Origin of the sequence: Terriglobus albidus (genome assembly GCF_008000815.1) — a bacterium.
Taxonomy (GTDB): domain Bacteria; phylum Acidobacteriota; class Terriglobia; order Terriglobales; family Acidobacteriaceae; genus Terriglobus; species Terriglobus albidus_A.
The window spans coordinates 5877376-5895405 of record NZ_CP042806.1 but is presented as its reverse complement, the minus strand read 5'-3'; the positions used below and the strand labels follow the sequence as shown (position 1 = coordinate 5895405).

The 18030-nt window shown below is 57.0% G+C and carries 14 protein-coding genes; 6 read left to right on the top strand and 8 right to left on the bottom strand.

The annotated features are described in order from the left end of the window. Positions 1-276 precede the first annotated feature (276 nt). The 3 genes from FTW19_RS23605 to FTW19_RS23595 all read left to right on the top strand — a co-directional run bounded on the left by FTW19_RS23605 (position 277) and on the right by FTW19_RS23595 (position 6284). Complete coding sequence (locus FTW19_RS23605; RefSeq protein WP_147650014.1) at positions 277-3609, top strand: carboxypeptidase regulatory-like domain-containing protein; 3333 nt, start codon at positions 277-279, stop codon at positions 3607-3609. Between the two features lie 96 nt (positions 3610-3705). After that, complete coding sequence (locus FTW19_RS23600) at positions 3706-4818, top strand: glycoside hydrolase family 27 protein (RefSeq protein ID WP_147650807.1); 1113 nt, start codon at positions 3706-3708, stop codon at positions 4816-4818. Further along, on the top strand, positions 4818-6284 hold the full coding sequence (locus FTW19_RS23595) for a hypothetical protein (protein ID WP_147650013.1): 1467 nt from the start codon (positions 4818-4820) through the stop codon (positions 6282-6284). The genes FTW19_RS23600 and FTW19_RS23595 overlap by 1 nt, the downstream gene beginning before the upstream one ends. A 321-nt stretch (positions 6285-6605) precedes the next feature. Here FTW19_RS23595 and FTW19_RS23590 read toward each other — a convergent pair whose 3' ends face one another. Next, the gene (locus FTW19_RS23590) at positions 6606-7553 is read right to left on the bottom strand and encodes an amidohydrolase family protein (RefSeq protein ID WP_147650012.1); all 948 of its coding nucleotides are present in this window, start codon (positions 7551-7553) and stop codon (positions 6606-6608) included. A gap of 99 nt (positions 7554-7652) precedes the next feature. Here FTW19_RS23590 and FTW19_RS23585 point away from each other — a divergent pair, with 99 nt between their 5' ends. Then, positions 7653-8498, top strand: coding sequence for a helix-turn-helix domain-containing protein (locus FTW19_RS23585; protein WP_147650011.1), 846 nt, complete (start codon positions 7653-7655; stop codon positions 8496-8498). A gap of 906 nt (positions 8499-9404) precedes the next feature. After that, positions 9405-10514: a lipase family protein gene (locus FTW19_RS23580; protein WP_187143147.1), complete on the top strand. Its 1110-nt coding sequence runs from the start codon at positions 9405-9407 to the stop codon at positions 10512-10514. Positions 10515-10715: 201 nt separating this feature from the next. On the opposite strand, the gene FTW19_RS23575 is transcribed toward FTW19_RS23580, so the two are convergent. From FTW19_RS23575 to FTW19_RS23560, 4 genes are all read right to left on the bottom strand, one after another. Further along, positions 10716-11504 (bottom strand): TIGR03435 family protein, encoded by a 789-nt coding sequence (locus FTW19_RS23575; RefSeq protein ID WP_147650009.1) that lies wholly within the window; start codon positions 11502-11504, stop codon positions 10716-10718. A gap of 38 nt (positions 11505-11542) precedes the next feature. Then, on the bottom strand, positions 11543-12910 hold the full coding sequence (locus FTW19_RS23570) for a hypothetical protein (RefSeq protein WP_147650008.1): 1368 nt from the start codon (positions 12908-12910) through the stop codon (positions 11543-11545). Positions 12911-13355: 445 nt separating this feature from the next. Beyond that, positions 13356-13928, bottom strand: a complete 573-nt coding sequence (locus FTW19_RS23565; protein ID WP_147650007.1) for a hypothetical protein — start codon at positions 13926-13928, stop codon at positions 13356-13358. 71 nt (positions 13929-13999) lie between these two features. Further along, the gene (locus FTW19_RS23560; protein WP_246153465.1) at positions 14000-14569 is read right to left on the bottom strand and encodes a TetR/AcrR family transcriptional regulator; all 570 of its coding nucleotides are present in this window, start codon (positions 14567-14569) and stop codon (positions 14000-14002) included. Between the two features lie 112 nt (positions 14570-14681). Between FTW19_RS23560 and FTW19_RS23555 the strand changes: the two genes are divergently transcribed. Further along, positions 14682-15077, top strand: a complete 396-nt coding sequence (locus FTW19_RS23555) for a nuclear transport factor 2 family protein (protein ID WP_147650005.1) — start codon at positions 14682-14684, stop codon at positions 15075-15077. Positions 15078-15449: 372 nt separating this feature from the next. Here FTW19_RS23555 and FTW19_RS23550 read toward each other — a convergent pair whose 3' ends face one another. The 3 genes from FTW19_RS23550 to FTW19_RS23540 form a co-directional block, all read right to left on the bottom strand. After that, positions 15450-16613, bottom strand: a complete 1164-nt coding sequence (locus tag FTW19_RS23550; protein WP_147650004.1) for a phosphatidylinositol-specific phospholipase C1-like protein — start codon at positions 16611-16613, stop codon at positions 15450-15452. A 236-nt stretch (positions 16614-16849) separates the two neighbouring features. Continuing rightward, positions 16850-17503 carry a CPBP family intramembrane glutamic endopeptidase gene (locus tag FTW19_RS23545; protein WP_147650003.1) on the bottom strand — a complete coding sequence of 218 codons (654 nt, stop codon included), beginning with the start codon at positions 17501-17503 and terminating at the stop codon, positions 16850-16852. Positions 17504-17554: 51 nt separating this feature from the next. Then, complete coding sequence (locus FTW19_RS23540) at positions 17555-17947, bottom strand: SRPBCC family protein (RefSeq protein WP_147650002.1); 393 nt, start codon at positions 17945-17947, stop codon at positions 17555-17557. Positions 17948-18030 lie beyond the last annotated feature (83 nt).

Here is an 18030-nt window from a genome sequence, read left to right as displayed (position 1 = left end):
GCATCTTTGGGCGAAACAGTCTGCCGTGGGTACCCTTCGAAAGGCTCCGCTGTACCAGAAACGCCGGTCTCGTCCTCTCGGTTTGCCATGTAACGTCAGGTGTAACGTTGCCAATCATGCAGCATTTCCAGCAGATTTGTCTACTCTTTGCGCCTGTAGCGCTGTGACATAGCCCCATTTAGCTCTACGACCGATATTCGAACTCAATAGCTTTCTCTTCGTTCGAAATACAGATGACGCTGAGGTTCTGTACTTGAGATCGATTTGGAGGCCAACATGCAATCCCATATAGAAGGTGTAGCCCGACGGGTACAAGCCCCACGGGTGCAACGAATACTTCCGCTTTTCCTCATCCTTGCGATTCTCCTCACCTTTGCTCCACTCTCCCAGGGACAGTCCAGTTCGGGACGTCTCTCCGGGATGGTGACAGATCCGACTGGGGCAGTGGTTGCCAATGCCGCCGTCACGGCGACGAATACCGAGACCGGCTTCGCGCGCAGAGCGCAGACGTCGGAGGGTGGTCAGTTCGTTCTGGACGCTCTGCCCATCGGGTCCTACACGCTGGATATCCAGGCCGATGGATTTCAGACGGCACACCTTGTCGGTCTAACCATCTCTGCCGACAGCATTCTGCGGCAAGACGCAAAGCTGGTGGTCGGGTCGTCGATGCAGCGCGTCGAGGTGACGACGGCGCCTCCCCTGGTGGATACTTCGACCTCGTCGATGGGGGAGCAACTGGCGCCGAAGCAGATTCAAGCGCTGCCGCTGAACGGCCGCATCTTCTCGCAGCTGGTGCAGACCGTTCCGGGTTCGGTGGCCGCAGGCTTTGGCGCTGCGCCGGAGTCGGCTTCAGGCGTCGGCGCCCAGACCTCGATCACGGCCAGCGTCAACGGCATGCCATGGGGTGGCACGACCTACACCCTGGACGGCGTCTCGAATATGGAGCTGTTGAATGCATTTATGAACGTGGTGCCGCCGCTCGATGCTATCCAGGAGGTGAAGATCTCCACCAGTAACGCCGCAGCGACCGTAGGCACCTACGGCGGAGCCCAGGTGAACGCCATTATTAAGTCGGGCACGAATGCATGGCACGGCTCGGCGTTCGAGTTCTACCGCGGCGATGCGTTGAATGCCACCCGCTGGGAGGCAAAGACGAAGGCTCCGTATAAGGCAAATCAGTTCGGGGGATCCTTTGGCGGACCGATTCTTAAGGACCGTCTCTTCTTCTTCGCGGACTACCAGGGCATCTTCCTTAATAACGGAGTGAGCTATAACCTTACGGTGCCGACCTCGCTGATGAAGCAGGGCTACTTCCTCACCAGCCAGTTCGGGCCGATCTACGATCCGCAGACGAAGGCTCCGTTTCCGATTGTGAACTCGCCTGGCGGACCGGCGTATCAAATTCCAACCAACCGTTTCGATAGTGTTGCCGCGAAGATGGTGGCGGATAACAGCATCTGGCCTGGAGCCAACATCGCCAACGCCAACATCAACAACTTCAATGCCAACGTGACTGAGACAGATCGTCTGCACACGGCGGATATCAAGGTCGACTACCAGTTGCAGAACGGCGATCGCATCTTCGCCCGCGAATCGTATCAGCATCGCGACCTTACGGCTCCTTCGCCGGGAACACGGTTTATCCAGATCAATGATGTGAACTCCAATCCGCGCGACCATAACGCAGCCATCGGCTATGACCACACCTTCAGCGCTCGCAGAATCAACAGCCTCAGACTTGGGTTTAACCGCTTCTATACCGTCGATTCCGGCAATGACATCAACAGCAACACGAACCAGACGCTGGGGATTCCGAACAGTGTCTATGCCAACTATCCGGCAACGACCGGCATTGCCAACTTCAACTTCGGCGGTGGCAATACGAATGTTGCAACCACCGGATCGCAGGGATGGACCAATGCGCACCGCATCACCAACGTCTACCAGTTGACCGACAACTTTACCCAGGTCTTCGGGGCGCATACGGTGGTGGTTGGCGGAGACTATCGCCGCTTGCAGGCATCGCTTACCAACGCAGACCGTAACCAGTCCGGCGAGTTCGACTTCAGCCCCGACTACACCAGCAGTTGCACCAACCAGCCCGGCTGCTCCAGCCCGACGGGCGGAGACAAGTTCGCCTCCTTCCTGCTGGGCAATCCCTCGCAGATCTCGCGTGGATTTGTGAATGCATCCCCGGCGACGCGCGCTAACCTGTTGGCCCTGTATGGCCAGGATGACTGGCATCTATCGCAGAGCCTGACGCTGAACCTTGCGCTACGGTGGGACCTGATCACGCCGCCGATCGATAAGGCGAACCGCCAGGCAAACTTCAACCTGGGCAATGGACTGCTCGACGTTGCCCGCGACGGCAATCGCGCGCCGAATGTCGATACCTACTATGGTGGTTTCTCGCCGCGGGTCGGCTTTGCCTATACGCCGAACCACGGCAGCACCGTCGTTCACGGAGCGTATGGCATCACGCACTTCCCCGGTAACTTTGGCGGCATGGGTGGAGCCCTGGAGAGAAACTATCCGTTCTTCCAGCAGTTCGTCGTCAATCCGGCGGTGCAGTACACGCCGTCGCTGACTATTTCGGGTACAGGCCTGCCGGCTCTAACCAATCCGGTCATCAGCAACAATACGGTTGCGCCACCTGCGAATACATCGGTGACGAACATGCCGCGCAACTTCCAGGTGGACGTGGCGACGGCATGGAACTTCGGCGTGCAGCAGCAGCTGACGTCGACATCGGCGATCTCTTTGACGTATGTCGGCACCAAGGGAACGCATCTTTATCGCGGCCGCAATATCGATGTGGCGCAGCCCGGCGCCGGAAGTCTGACGTCGCGGCGTATCTACGCCGGTATCGCTCCACAGTTGAGCGATATCGAGTATCGCGCCTCCGACGGCAAGTCGCTCTATCATGCGCTTCAGGTCGAAGCGAAGAAGACGACCTCGTTTGGCATCGAAGGACGCGTCTCGTACACGTGGTCGAAGGAGATCGATAACACCAGCATCTGGAATCCGCTGGTCGACTCACTCAACTACGGTCGTGGCACCAACCAGGCGCCGGATGTTCCTAATAACTTCATTGCGACGGCGATCTACCAGTTGCCATTCGGCCGCAAACACTATCTGCTGGGTGGCGTGAACGGAATTGGGAATGCTATTGTCGGCGGATGGCAGTTTGCCACTACGACGATGGTGCAGTCGGGTACGCCGCTCACTTTCAACGCGGGCTTCGATAACTTGAATGCCGGATTCACCAACCGGGCATCGATCACCTGCAGCAGTCTGCAGCCGAACCGCTCTCTCAATGCGTGGTTCGATAAGAGCTGTTTCACAACACCGGCGCCCTATGTCTATGGCAACTCAGGTTATGGACGGGTACGTGGACCGGCCTATGTAAACTCCGATCTGTCGCTGTCAAAGAGCTTCGATCTCGCGGAGAAGGCAAAGGTGCAGGTCCAGATGGATGCCTTCAACCTGACGAACACTCCTCACTACTCCAACCCGAGGACCAGCTTGAGCGATGGTGGCTTCGGAAGAATTACCGGAACCAATGGCAACCCGCGGCAACTGCAACTGGGTGCTCATCTTACGTTCTAACGCTCGTACGAGATCAACCCAACCCGAAGGAGAGAGTACGTGTTTCAAACGTTGAAATATTCTGTTGGACTTCTGCTGGCTGCGTCATGCGTTTGCATGGCGCAGCAGGCCTCCGTTGCAGCAACCTCGCCAATGGGCTGGAATAGCTGGAACCATTTTGCGGAGCGTGTGACCGATGCGGATGTGCGTGCCGCGGCAGACGCTCTGGTTGCATCCGGCATGCGCGATGCCGGCTATATCTACGTAAATATCGATGACACCTGGGAAGGCAAGCGCGACGCCGATGGCGTGATCCATACCAATGAGAAGTTCCCCGACATGAAAGCGCTCGCGGACTATGTCCATTCCAAGGGATTGAAGCTGGGCATCTATTCCTCGCCTGGGCCAAAGACCTGTGCCGGATATGAAGGCAGCCTGGGCCACGAGGCGCAGGATGCGAAGACCTATGCCGAGTGGGGCATCGACTATCTGAAGTATGACCAGTGCAGCTTCGGCGACGTCATTAAGCAGGAAGCAGGCGACGATCTGTCGAAAGCAGCAGCCATGCAGCGCGAAGCCTACGAGAAAATGCACAAGGCGATCCAATCGACAGGCAGGCCAATGGTCTACAGCTACTGCCAGTATGGTCTGTATGCGGTTTGGAAGTGGGCTCCGGAGGCAGGAGGCAATCTCTGGCGGACGACTGGAGACATCAGTGACAACTGGGACCGCATGACGTTGATCGGCTTCTCGCAGGCAGGTCTGGAGAAGTATGCAGGGCCGGGTCATTGGAACGACCCCGACATGCTGGAGGTCGGTAACGGCGGCATGAAGAAGTCAGAGTACGAGGTGCACATGAGCCTGTGGGCCATGCTCGCCGCGCCTCTGCTGGCAGGCAACGACCTGAGCAAGATGTCGGATGAGACCAGGGAGATCCTGATGAATAAGGACGCAATCGCCATCGATCAGGACAAGCTCGGCAAACAGGGAAGCCGCATCTGGGCGGAGGGTCCGCTCGAGATCTGGAGCAAAGACCTGAGCGGAGGCAAGCACGCCATCGCGCTCTTCAACCGTGGCGAATCGGCACTCTCGTTTGAGTCCGCACAGCAGACACTCTCACAGTTCAAGGCTCTGCGCTTCCGTAATGTGTGGACGCACGCTGAGGCACGGTTCGACGGGAAGAACATTACGATTCCATCCCATGGCGTCATGCTGCTGAAGGAGTATTGATGCGGCGGGCCTGGATTACGTGTTTAGGTGTCCCACTTTCTGTGCTGGCGATCTGTATCGCCACAGCACAGGCACAGCAAACCGCAGCGTCTTCCACGACGCTGCGGTTTACCTCCTCCAATCCATCTTTGGAAAAGTCGTTTGCATGGGCGGTGCCGCAGGCGCTTGCTTACAGCCACAACATGACCTCGGACGCAGCGGAACCATGGTATGAGGCGGCTCTTCCGGGCCGGGATGCGTTCTGCATGCGAGATGTCTCGCATCAGGCACGTGGAGCGGCAGCGCTCGGTCTGGATAAGGCTAACTTGAATATGCTGTCTCGTTTTGCCGCGGCGATTGCACCGGAGCGCGACTGGGCTGGCTATTGGGAGATCGATAAAGATGGCAAGCCATCGACCGCTGACTATGTGAGCGATGAGGACTTTTGGTACAACCTGCCGGCGAACTTCGACATGCTGGACGCGATCGTCCGCATGTGGGACTGGACCGGGGACAACCGATACGTCGATCAGCCGGAGATGAAGCGCTTCTTTCAGAAGACTGCTAACGAGTATGTCGCTGCCTGGGACCTGCAAACAGACAAGCTGCTGCAGCGTGACCGCATCATGCATCGGCGAAAGGCTCAGGGTAAGTTCGTCGACGCGCGCGGCATTCCCAGCTATACCGAGGGACGGAAAGACTTCAACCTGGGCGTGGACCTGCTCGCCGCGAAGTATCGCGCGTTTCTGGATCTGAGCCTGTTAGCCGCGCACTATGGGCAGAAGCAGCAGGGCGAATCCTACCGGAAGATCGCGGAGGAGACGCGGCATCTGATCGACGAGCACACCTGGCTGCAGGATAGCCGGCACTACGCCGGGTTCCTGTCACCGGAGAGCAAGCCGAAGGGCTCCGGCGATATGTTTCTGCTTTACTTCGGCGTGCTGAAAGATAGTGAAGCGAAGAGTGGAGCGCTCCGGTATCTCGGCTCGCAGGAGTATCTCAACAGCATCGGCATCGAAGAGGAGTCTTATCTCCCGGACGTGTTTTTTCGCTATGGTCGCATCGATGCGGCATATGATCGCATTGCCGATCTGACACGCGAGACCAGGGAACGCCGGGAGTATCCCGAAGTCTCTTATGGAGTGATCGATTCATTCGTCCATGGGCTCATGGGCATCGATGTCTCTTCTGCGGCTGTAACAACACTCTCACGCAGCAAGGGCGAAGAGGAGGATGCCATCTACGGCGTGCATCTGCTGGGAGGAACGATTGACGTCAAACATGTGGGACATCGGTCTACAACACTGACCAACCATACGGAGCATGCCATCGTGTGGCGCGCGGCCTTCTCCGGACCGAAAACAAATCTGGCAGTCGATGGGAAGGCACAAGCGTCCAGGACGACAACGACGGAGGGCGGCGAAGCAATTCGCTATGTGCTGGTGCGAGTGTCTCGCGGGCAATCGCTGACGGTGAATATGCGCTGATATCTTGTTCGTTGGAGCTTAGCGTGGGGTATCGCGCTAAGCGCGATTTTCTTTTGGGTGGGAGCAGCGGGCTTTAGCCCGCTGACTTAGGCCTGATAATACGTCGGGCTTTAGCCCTGGGCCTTACTATTCGAGACGCAAGGCCCAGGGCTAAAGCCCATTTTTTATTGACCCCAATAACGGCGGGCTGAAGCCCACCGCTCCCACCCAATTCGAGCTTCGCTCGAACAACCCACGTCCGCGAGGGACACTACCTCCAACAAACGAGTTCGTTGGGAACCTCGGTGCATGGGCTATCCCGAATTTGTCGATACCTACCCATCAACCCAACCGATAGAACTTGGCAGCATTGTTATAGAAGATATCCCGTTTCTCGATTGCACTGAGAAACGGAGCAGACTCTACCGCATCTACCGCCATGGCAATACCCTCTGGCCAATACATCTGATCCGTGCCGAACATCAGCCGCTTGCCGAAACCGGCTCGCATCAGCGCCTGCAGGTAGTGGTAGAACTCCGCCCGCGGCAGCAGCCAGTCGATCGCGCCTAGATCAGCGTTGACCTGCGGATAGTGAAATAAGGTGGAGATGGTGTCATCGAGATACGGCCAGCCCGCATGCATCAGGTTCAGCCGAAGCTTGGGATAGCGGTTTAGCGCCTCTTCCACCAGAATGGGATCGCCGAGGCGTGCACGAGCGGTGCGGCAGCACGGATCGAAGGACATTCCCGGGGGCATCGTTCCGGTATGCAGCGCCACCGGGATATCCAGCTCTTCAGCCAGTGCCAGATAGGCAGCGTACTTGGGATCGTCGAGCGTAATTCCCGCGTACTGTGTAGTGACTTCGCCCAGCACGCGCAGGCGACCGTCCTTGAACGCACTGCGGAGTACATTCAGCTCCGGCAGGGGAGTATCCGCGGAGCCACGTACGCCGGCGCCGGCAATGATCTTGCTCGGCTCCGCGTTGCACCAGGAATAAGCAGCGGCAAGGCGATCGCCGTCTCCTCCGCTAACAACTGCCTTAACGATGTTCAGGCGTTTCATCTCAGCCAGACAGGCAGCACGGTGAGCCGCTCCATCCTTGAGCTGTACGGCCTTGCCGGTAGCAGGGTTAACCGCGGCAGGGATAGGCTGGTCGTCCGGATAGGCGTGCAGGTGCACGTCGATGATGGGTTGTTGTGGCTGCGTGATCTTTCCCAGGGCAGAAGGAACCAGGCTGATAGCTGCCGAGCTTGAGCTGATCTGCAGAAATCGCCGGCGGTTAATGATCATAGGAAATGCTCCTCATGAGAGAAGTACCGGAGCGGAGGTAATGATGGCAATTACCTCAGAGGTAAAGTAGTTACGTCAGCGCTGGCATAAGATGGCACAATGCTATCTGAGCAGCGCCGCCAGCCGTCCACAAATTCCTTCGACACTGTGAGTAGAATCGGCGAGCTCGTTCGCCAATGGCGTACCCTTCGCCACCTCACCCAGCTTGAGCTTGCGCTCGAAGCTGGCATCTCTGCCCGCCACCTCAGCTTCATCGAAAGCGGCAAGGCTCTGCCCAGCCGGGAGATGGTGACGCAGCTTGCCGAGGCGCTTGCCATTCCACTCAGGGAGCGCAACGCTCTGTTCCTCGCCGCGGGATTTGCTCCCACACATCGCGAGACCGGCCTGGCGCAGCCGGAGATGGCGTTGATCAATCGAGCGATCGAGTTCATCCTCAAACAGCAGGAGCCCTATCCGGCCCTGGTCCTCAACCGCCACTGGGACATTACGCGGGCGAATGAAGGTGCAGCCGCATTCATGAACTTCGTCTTCGACACACCGCCCGATGACCCCAACATGATCCGGCAGATCTTTAGCGATCACCTGCTGCGGCCCTTCATCGCCAACTGGGATGAGGTGGCGTCTGACCTTATCCGTCGCCTGCATCACGAGATCGATTGGGCGCCGACGGACGAAAAGCTGCGTGCGCTGCTGGAGTTCGCTCTGGCGAATCCCCATGTGCCGGAGAAGTCGAAGGTGCGGCCGATGGAAGTTCCGATGTCGCCGACATTAAACTTCGTCATCCGCAAGAATGGTGTGGAGCTCAGCTTCTTTTCAACCTGGACCAGCTTCGCCGCACCGCACGACGTAACGCTTGATGAACTGCGCATCGAGTCCTCATTTCCCGCGGATGATGCGAGCGCGCGGTTGTGGGAGAGGATCATCGCCGGTGAGTTCACGCGGTGAGTTTATCGAATGCTCTTTGTATAGCTTTGGATTGGCGATGTTGTTGAATGGCAAGAGATCCTTGTTTACGCAAGGACCTCCGCTTCGCACCGCAGGTGCGAATGTTTTGCTTAAGGGGACGGCTTTAGCCGTCCCGTATCAGTGTCGAGCGGCGCGCGGCTTTAGCCGCTGAGGTTCGTTTCAAGTGAGCCGCTGAGGTTCGTTTCAAGTGTGAAGTACAGCATTCTGAGGTTCTCCTGATACATCGCCCTCAGCGGCTAAAGCCGCCACTTTTTGCGAGCGTCGTACGGCATGGCTAAAGCCATGCCCTTAACAAGACGTTCGCACCTGCAGTGCGAAATGGTTGTTCTAAGCGCAACGATGGAGTGTGGAGTGGGAGTATGAGGGACGACGTTTGAAGGCTTCCGTATCCGTGTTTTCAATTAACTCAGCTTTGACTCAGTATCCATTGACAATCACCACCCCTATCGCTACTCTTCAAGCCTGATATCTTCTTCCACGCTGAGTTGTACTAAGAAGAAGAACATCAATGCAGTCAGTACATTGCCGTCTTGGCTAGGTTTTCCCATGGGTGTGCTGTGTCGTTAAGACACGCGAGGAGAACCTATGAATGCGGCAAGAAATTCGCACCCACTGCCCTAGCCGACCCAGGACTACCTTATCTCGTCCCCATTCCGCGGAATGTTTGCCATTCTGCGCGCAGCGCGATCATTTGTCTGATCGCATGTGAAGTAGCATCCGGGCCATGGAGCATGTTCCCTGTAGGTGTAGAGTCGGGTTTCTGCATCTATGGGCGTTTTCCGCAATGAAAACGCCGCTGCACTCCTCTTTCGGGATACCCGGCAACAGGGAAAATGCTCTACTCGGTCCCCCCACATTCGTATTCGCTCCAGGAGGTATACGCTCATGTCGACCACTGCCTATGCACCGGCTTCACTTTCCTCTAAGGGAACAGCACAATGTCAAGCAAGCACGAACCCACCTGCACTGCCTCAATTAGTCCCACCAAACTTTGATGCTCAGCTCGCGTATGTTCTTGGCTTGTGCTGCAACGCGGCGAATGATCAATACACGAAATATGTAACCAACACGCCCTTGGATCCTAGTAACCGGTTTGGCCCTAAGAGCTGGCAGATCCAATCCGTTGCGCCCACCCCCTGGGACCCTGATTTTTCCCAGATCGTCGCGCAGGGATACAAACCCAATCCAACACATACCAACTTGTCAGTCTATGAAACAGATATAAACGGTAACTCCGTGAAGATCCCGGCGGGATTTATCGCGCGGCTTGAGCCGACAGACACGGACAAGAGCAGCATCATCGTCGTGTCCTTCCACGGTACTCAGAACAGCTACGAGGTGAACACGGTTGACAATTACATCGTCCCTGCTGTGTTTGGGAATCTGGGATCGGTGCACGGAGGCTTTTATAACCAGTACACCACCGGCTCCACGGGACAGGGCGATTTGAGCCATCGAGCCGACGGTTCACTCGCGCAGCAGATCTCCCAGTATTTCGATGACAACGAAGATCCAACTCTGTCGGTGAAGGTCACGGGACATAGCCTGGGTGGAGCGTTGGCTACACTGTGCGCCCTGGATATCGCTCTCAACTTAGAGTCCAAATTTGACGCGATCTCGATGTACAGTCTGGCAAGTCCACGTGTGGCTGACACATTGGTAGTAATTCCGGCGGCCGCCGAAACGTTCGTTTCGAATTACCAGGAGTATGTCCCCGACAGCTATCGCATCGTTAACCAGTTGGATTCGATACCGCAACTTCCTTACCCTGTCACTCCACCAATTCCACCGCTGAATTATTGCGCCCACGTCCTTGGCGACCTGGACGCGATACTCTTTGGAATCGTCAAGCCCTCCCTGCTCGACCTAAACGTCATCAGCTTCCAGGATAAGAATGATCAGAATACTGATTCGCCTCCGGCTTGTCAGGGAGCCCATTCCTGTCCTGCTGTGTACGTACCTTTCCTGAAGAGACTCGCAGCCCAGTTCGCGTAACTTGACGTTCGTAGATAGCAATGTCTCGAATCGCGTTGATAGAACGAGAGCCAATCGGGCGAGGCATGGAAGAAATCTTTCGTGCCTCGTTCGAATGTGTCCGTGGGGCGCACAACGGACGCACCTTTGCGGCATTTGGTTGTGTCCCCTTACCTGGACTAAAAACGCGAAGCCAGTTGAGTTCTCACGCGATGTGAGGTGTTAGTTCTCAGAAGGCCGATGCGCCGCATCAATCACAACTGTCCCAACAACATCCCTCGCACGAACCAACTTCACCCCCAACTGTTCTTCGAGAGCAGTAAACAACGTCGGCCCCTCACTCTGCACCGACACTGGCACATACCGCAGCGACATCGCGAACTCGCCCTGAAATCCCGTTCGGTCCACTACAGGCAGTCCATCCGCCTCCGGGAGATTGACCAGTAAATCCGCCAAATCTTTCATCGTTGCGTTGGTGGCATCTGCGCGGCCGGGTGACGACCAGATGCCACGCAGCGTGTGTTCTCCCATCTCTCCCGGGCTCTTCAGCTTCAGTCCGCCTTTGGTCACCATGAGAGCAATCACTCGTTGTTCCTGCTCCTGCTGCCGCACCTCCAGGCCAAACCTCTCATGAAGCAAAGTCCGCATCATTAGCCGCAACTTTGCCAGCCGTTCCTCTTGAGATAGCGAGGCCATCGAAGAAGCAGTCGGCTCTCCAACTCTTGCATCTAGTTCAAAGCGCTCGTCCGCCATCCATCGTTCGTGAGCCTGCACTTGTTCGTTTTTCTGAAGTCCATAAGCCCAGCGCACCAGAGATACGAGTGAGTCGCGTGCAAAGACACGTCGCTCAGACGGAGCAACTCCCTGTGTCATTCCCGGGACCTTCATGTCCGGATTATTGAGCTTTATAGTCGCTACCTCAAAGGTGGGAGGAACTTCAGCACTTTGGCCGAATGTAGCCTGAAGGCAAAATGCAAGAGAAGCCGCGAAGATACTCAGTTTGGATCGCATTGCCAGCAAATGTGTGTCTCTGCGCCAGTTTACGCAGACTATGATTCAAAGCCGCGGATGTAGGGAGTATTCGGCGGCCGTGGCCCGGTTTCAAAGAGCGGACCGTGTGTCGAGCGATATCTCATGTTCATATAAGGTGTTTCGACGCGGCGTCCGACGGCAGAGTAGCGTCCGTTCTCCCAGTTCGATTCCATGTAGTGGTTCACAATGCCGGTCGATAGAAGCAGCCGTTCCGCATTGAAGGGTTCTTTGCGGGTCAGCATCATCTCGATGAGCCAATGATCGAAAGCATTGGCAGCGTGATACTGCGAGACGGGTCCGGGCCAGCCAAGCATGGAGATGATTGTTGGATCCTTCTGTCCCTCGATCTCGCCGGCATAGGTCCAGCCCACACCCTCGCCCGAAATTACGGCCCCATGAGTGCCATCGTTGTACTCCACAATGCAGACGGCTGGCCGGTTGCTCTCTTGAAAATGTCCCGGCTTCAGGTCGAAGTTCTTTCGCACTGCTTCCAGCAGGTTGCCGGCCCAGGGAGTGCGTTCGACCCACTTCCAGGTTTCAGGTCCGCGAATGGACTGCACCGACCTGACGCCCGTCTCGCCACCTTTGCGGCGATCGACAAAGGACTGAAGCACGTCGATGCAATGGAAGATAGCTCCCTCATCTGGTGCGCTACCGACCACGATCGAGTTCTTAAGCGGCGTATCTGCGGCAAGATCGATCTCAGGCTTGCGGAAGTAAGTCGGTATGGAAGAGCCGCCGGTTAAGGGAAAGTTGAGTTCGCGCGACTTATCGAACATCCACTTGGCGTCATCCCAGCTGTAGGAGAGATGCTTATCGTTAAACACCGGCACAGACCGATTGCTCTGCTCGAAGACCTTGATGACCTGCTGATAGATCCACCAGCGCGGCAATAGCCAATGTCCCTTGAGATCGGTTGGATAATTCCCGTGTTCTGCGACGATAACGACCCCATCCACCGCAAGGTCTTTGCCGCCAAGGGTGACGGCTTCGCCTGGCGTTTTAAAGATGGGGATATTCTTTGCCTTGCACACCTTTTGGCCCAGCAAGCTCGTGTCGAACTGATGGATGTAAACGGAGACCACATCCACCTGTGAAGCAGTGTGGGCGCCCTGCCACCAATAGCCGTCCAACAGCTTGTTTACGATCCAGTCTGCATGGGATGTCGGCAGACCCCAATAGCTGACGAGACAGGCAATACGAGGCCGTCTTCCGCTGGTTTGCGCAACGGCGCCGGGCACGAAACCTGTCAAACCGGCTAAACCCGCCATGCCGGCCATTCCCAGTACTTCACGCCGCGTGAGGAGAGAGTTCGATCCAGTTTGCCCAGTGTTAAAAGATGTATCCGCCGCCGTGGCTGCAATTTCAAGATGTCTCTTTTTCATAGTCCGATACGATTGCGTACAAACCAGCTTTGGTCAGTGCTGTCATCGTACTACCGGCGTTGACCGCTGAGTGACCCTATTACGGAGGCAATCTATACAGCCATCCCGTTCGCACGCACGTGCGAATGTTTTGCGCGGGGTCCCGGCCAGCTTCGCTGGCTGGGCAAAGCGCCGAAGGCGCTCCGTTTTGCTTAAGGGGACGGCTTTATTAATAGCCGTCCCGTATCAGCGCTGACGGCACGCGGCTTCAGCCGCTGAGGGCAAATGCGAAGGACGACATCCTAAGGTTCTCCGGCACATCGCCCTCAGCGGCTAAAGCCGCCACTTTGCGGAGTCTGTATGGCATGGCTAAAGCCATGCCCTTAACAAGACCTTCGCGTCTGTAGCGCGAAATGGATGCGCTACGCGCATCAGATAAGACCTATCACGCCTATCAACGTGTCTGTTACCCCTGCGCCTGGACTTCAGAGACTTGCGAGAGCTTTCGGCTCAGCAGAACTCCGCCGATAAGGAAGTAAATCGCGCCGAAGATGGCATACCCTCCAAGATCCTTCGCATGTAGCTTTCCGCTAAGGCCGCCCAGTAAAAATGCAACGCCTGCGGCAGTCGATTGTGCTCCGCTCAGGATCATCGCCCATTGTCCGCCGAGTTGCTTGCGGCGGATCAGCCCGGCAATGAGCTGCAGCAGTCCGGCTCCGAGTGCCCATGCTCCGAAGATCGCGATGGAAGTTGCCTCTTTGCTGAACACCGTCACGGCTATCCCGACAGCAGTCGCAGTGCCCAGCAGTGCATTGATGACCTGCGATGTGCATGCGCTACCGGTGGGCCGGGAAGCGCTGAGATCGTACAGCGTGCAGGCAACATCCCACAGCGGGTAGACGATCAGCAGGACGGAAGCGAAGCTTGGCTGCGTAAGCGCCGCCGAAATCACGGCTCCAGCCCATAGCAACTGGAACACTGCCCGGACGAGATAGAGGTTGCGCAGCGAGCGAGCCGATTCAAGAGAGTTGGTTTGCATTTGAGTGCCTTTCTACCATCTAGTTGGTAGGTAATTAAGTGAGGCGAAACCAGATGCAGGTTCCGCGCGGTTTAGTGTTTCGGGGCAGCGATCCGCTTGAGCGCCGCTCCTGTAACTTGCTTGAAGACATCGCACTTGCCGGTGGCGCGCGCCGAGAGCATCGCCCCGTGGACCACCGCCATCAGCGTCTGAGCTTCCGTTGCTGCTGAATCCTGCAACTTAATGACGCCTGCTTTCACGCCGGCCTTCAGGGTTCGTTCCAGCCACTCCCCCAGCGCACTGAAGTGCAGGCGTACCTCGGCTTGCACTTCCTCTGGCAGGGATGGAAGTTCCGCTCCCATCAGGGCAGCCACGCAGAAGGGGACCGTCCGTCCTCGGATACACCCCTCCCAGTACTGGACATAGGCATGAAGGCGCTTCCACGGATCTTCGATCTGCCTGTCGAGCTGTTCGGTCCCTTCGATGGTCTTTTCGCGATGCGCTTTGAGAACAGCCGCGACCAGACCAGCCTTGGTCGGGAAGTGATGATGGATGCTCGGCTTTTTGATCTCCACCGCTTCGGAGATGTCGGCATAACTGAAGGCCGAGTATCCCCTCTCGATCATCAGGACCTCCGCTGCCTTCAGAATGCGTTCTGCCATTTCCCCTTGCATACAAAGGTAGACTACCAACTAGTCGGTTTGGTTACAAAAATCTTTTGCTGGCTCCGGCACCCGCGGGTTGGAGGGGGAAAATAGGTGACAGGAGAGTTGCATGGCAGACACGAAGACCCTGATTGAGCAAGCGTACTCTGCATTCAACAAGCGTGACATCAACGGTGTCTTAGCCCTGATGACGCACGACGTGAACTGGCCCAAGGTTTCGGAGGGCGGTAGAGCTGTAGGCAAGGAAGAGGTCCGCGCCTACTGGACCCGGCAATGGGGAGAGTTCGATCCCCATGTCGAGCCACTGGAAATCACCGAGGAAGACGGAGGTAGGATCCGCGTCAGAGTGCACCAACTCGTCAAGAACCTTCAAGGGGATGTTCTATCGGACAGCGAAGTTCTCCATGTGTTCACGGTGAAGGCCGGCCTGATTGCAGCTATGGATATTGGAGATGAAGCGGACGCGGCTTCTGCTCCATCTGCCGCATTCGCACATCGATCCTGATGCGCCCTCTAGTTCGGCAACGATTCCACGAAATTCGAAAAACGAAAACAATACATCGCGTTTCGCACCGCAGGTGCGAATGCCTTGCTTAAGGGGACGGCTTCAGCCGTCCCGTATCGGCCTAGCACCACACGCGGCTTTAGCCGCTGAGGTCAGATCCAAATGCGAAACGCAGCATTTTGAGGTTCTCAGATACATCGCCCTCAGCGGCTAAAGCCGCCACTTTGCAGGTCTGATACGGCATGGCTAAAGCCATGCCCTTAAGCAAGACGTTCGCACTTGCAGTGCGAATAATTGTGCCGAGTTCAACGGATGATAGCCAATGCTCCGTTGTCTCTGAAGACTGCAGAGACAACGGAGCCTCCATCTGCGTTACGGCTGATGCGAAGGAGATGGCTCCTTCGTCCTCACCCCCGGCTCCAGCAGTTCGTCTTTGCATCCTGTGGGTGCGTTTACCGGATTGCAGCGCGCTGGCACACCACCAGGAAGACCGACGGTGTAGCCCGTCCACGGAGCGGGTTCTGAGACTAGGAAATCTGTGCTGACCATCTGCGCTCCGCTTGCCAGTGTCAGGTCACGTCGGGTGGTATCGTTCGTGCGGCCCTGGTCAGTATTGAAGTCTGCACGTGTGCGTACAAGATAGCCGCTCTTCACCAGCGCGCGGATCTCATCCTGCGAACCCTTGTCGCGCTCTACAAATGCAGCGTCGGGTTTGCCAGGCTCAGAGTTGGTAAAGAGCACGCGTCCCTGAAGCAGCGGATGACCTTCTAAATAAGCGGGAGCAGACGGCCGGTTATACAGAAGAAAGAGAACCTTGCCGCGCGACTCCGCCAGTGTCGGCCACGCGCCGGCGAGTACGGCAGCTTCCAGCGTTGGATACTTGCCCCGCACTTTGTCCGGAGTGATGAGCTCCCGGGCTGGAAAGACAGAGCGGATCTCCGCATCCAGCGCGTTCCATGTCTCTGCCGTCCACGGCTCGGCGGTGGTGGCTCCTGGAAGCTGGCTTAAACGTCCCTGCTTGTCTTCAATCAACAACAGAATCGGCACATGTTTGGGATGTGCCTTCGACCATCCGCGAATGTCTTGCAGGCAGTGCACAAAGGTCTGGCAACTGCTGCGCTGGTTGACGTCGCCCAGATGAATAACCTTGAAGCCGGGCTTATCCAGCTCGTGCTGCGGATCGAAGTCAGGATCGGCGGGAAGGCCGGCTTCCTTCGTCAGTCCAACGATCTTCGGATGCGAGAAGCGGCCGCCCGCGGGATCGGTAACAATATCCAGCTCCAGTTGACGGACTCCGGCATCAAGCTGTTTCGGCAGCGGCTGGTGATGATAGTCCACGCCGTGAAAGGCGTCAGGAAAATGCCCGGAGAAGTACTTCTCTTCGCTGGGCGCGAAGCCGGTGTTGTAGCTGTTGTGTGAGCCCACCACCTGGATCTGGTTCAGATGAAGAAGCTTGTCCTGCTTATTGCTCGTCTGTGCGGCGGCGGCCACCGCCGCCAGCGCAAGCAGACCCGTACCTAACCTGGAAGATGTCATTCCGTATCAAATCCCTTCATCTGCGCCAGAGTATGTGTGTCTAGCATTTTCCCTGTTGCTGGGTATTCCGAAAAGGGAGTGCCGCGGCGTTTTCATTGCGGAAAACGCCCATAGATGCGGAAGCCCTACTCTACACCTACAGGGAAAATGCTCTAGCTCTGAGGGTATAGATCAGCAGGCATGAATCAATAGGCCTCATGCCCTACGAGCAGGATCAAGCGCCGAAGCAATTCGCTTCAATCGGGCTTTGGCCAGACCCCGTGATAAAAGTACTGTCCCAAACCCACGGTGAACAGCCAGCAGCCATACAGGGCATGTTCAATGCTGGAGACAAACAGAGAGCCCGTGTGCTGATATCGCCAGGCAAACAGCAGGCCTCCGAGGAACGTCAGCGCGACCGCCAGATTGTTGCGGAAGACAATATGCATCCCGCCGAAGACAGCCGCGCTTGCAAAGACCAGCATCAGTCCGCCCGCAGGTGTCGCCGGAAATAGCCCGGCATAGCGATGCATGAAGAAAGCTCGATAGAGAAACGCCTGTGGATAGACAGAGAGAACCGGATACAGCAGCATCACCATCGCCCAGAAGCGTGTGTGCCGGCGCGCGAAGCTCCACTCCAGATTGGGCGCCAGCCAGTGCACGCCTGCCCACTGCAGTGCCGCTACGACAAGGAAGATCGTCAGAATGCTGACCAGGTTACTTCCCAGCGGAGCCGGGTTCCATAGCTGCCTGCGATCGAAGCCAGGATCGCGAGCCAGTTGCCACCATGCATACCCGGCCGCCAGCCAAAGTACCGGCAAGGCCGGAATACGTACCGGCGAAAGCCGGTATGCCGCCGGTACTCCGATAAATAGAACCATCAACTCAAACAGCAGCCCCGCGTGCGCCATCCCGGGTAGAGTACCTCCCGCCACATGACGTGCTCGTGAATTATGCCGCAGTTACGGCCGGGTAAGCCGGATAATCTCCGCCAACTCCTGCTCCAGGACCTTCGCGACATCGGACTCGTTCGTCGTAGGGGCGATGGGAACCGTAATGATGACGGCGCTGCCACCCAGCGGGCGAGGTGTTACACGGATGTAAGCGCCGCCCCGCCTGTGGTCAGCCATCTCCCGGATGTAGTCGACGGCGAGAGCTGCCGGATGCAGGAAGAGCTCCATGTCGAAACTGTCGCCGTTTTTGGTGACACGGAAGTGAGTTTTATCGGTGGACTCAATCGAATCGGCAAAGGCGGGCGCCCATCTGGGGAGATTGCTGACGTCAGCGAGAACCTTGTAGATCTCGATGGGCTCAAGGTCGGACTCGGCGGCGCGCGTTACGGTTTGGAGGGACATAGCCGGTTAGATGAGGCGGGCGGCGGTGGCGTTCCACGGAAACCCAACTTCATTCCGGCCCGTTTTTTGGCAAAATTAAGAAC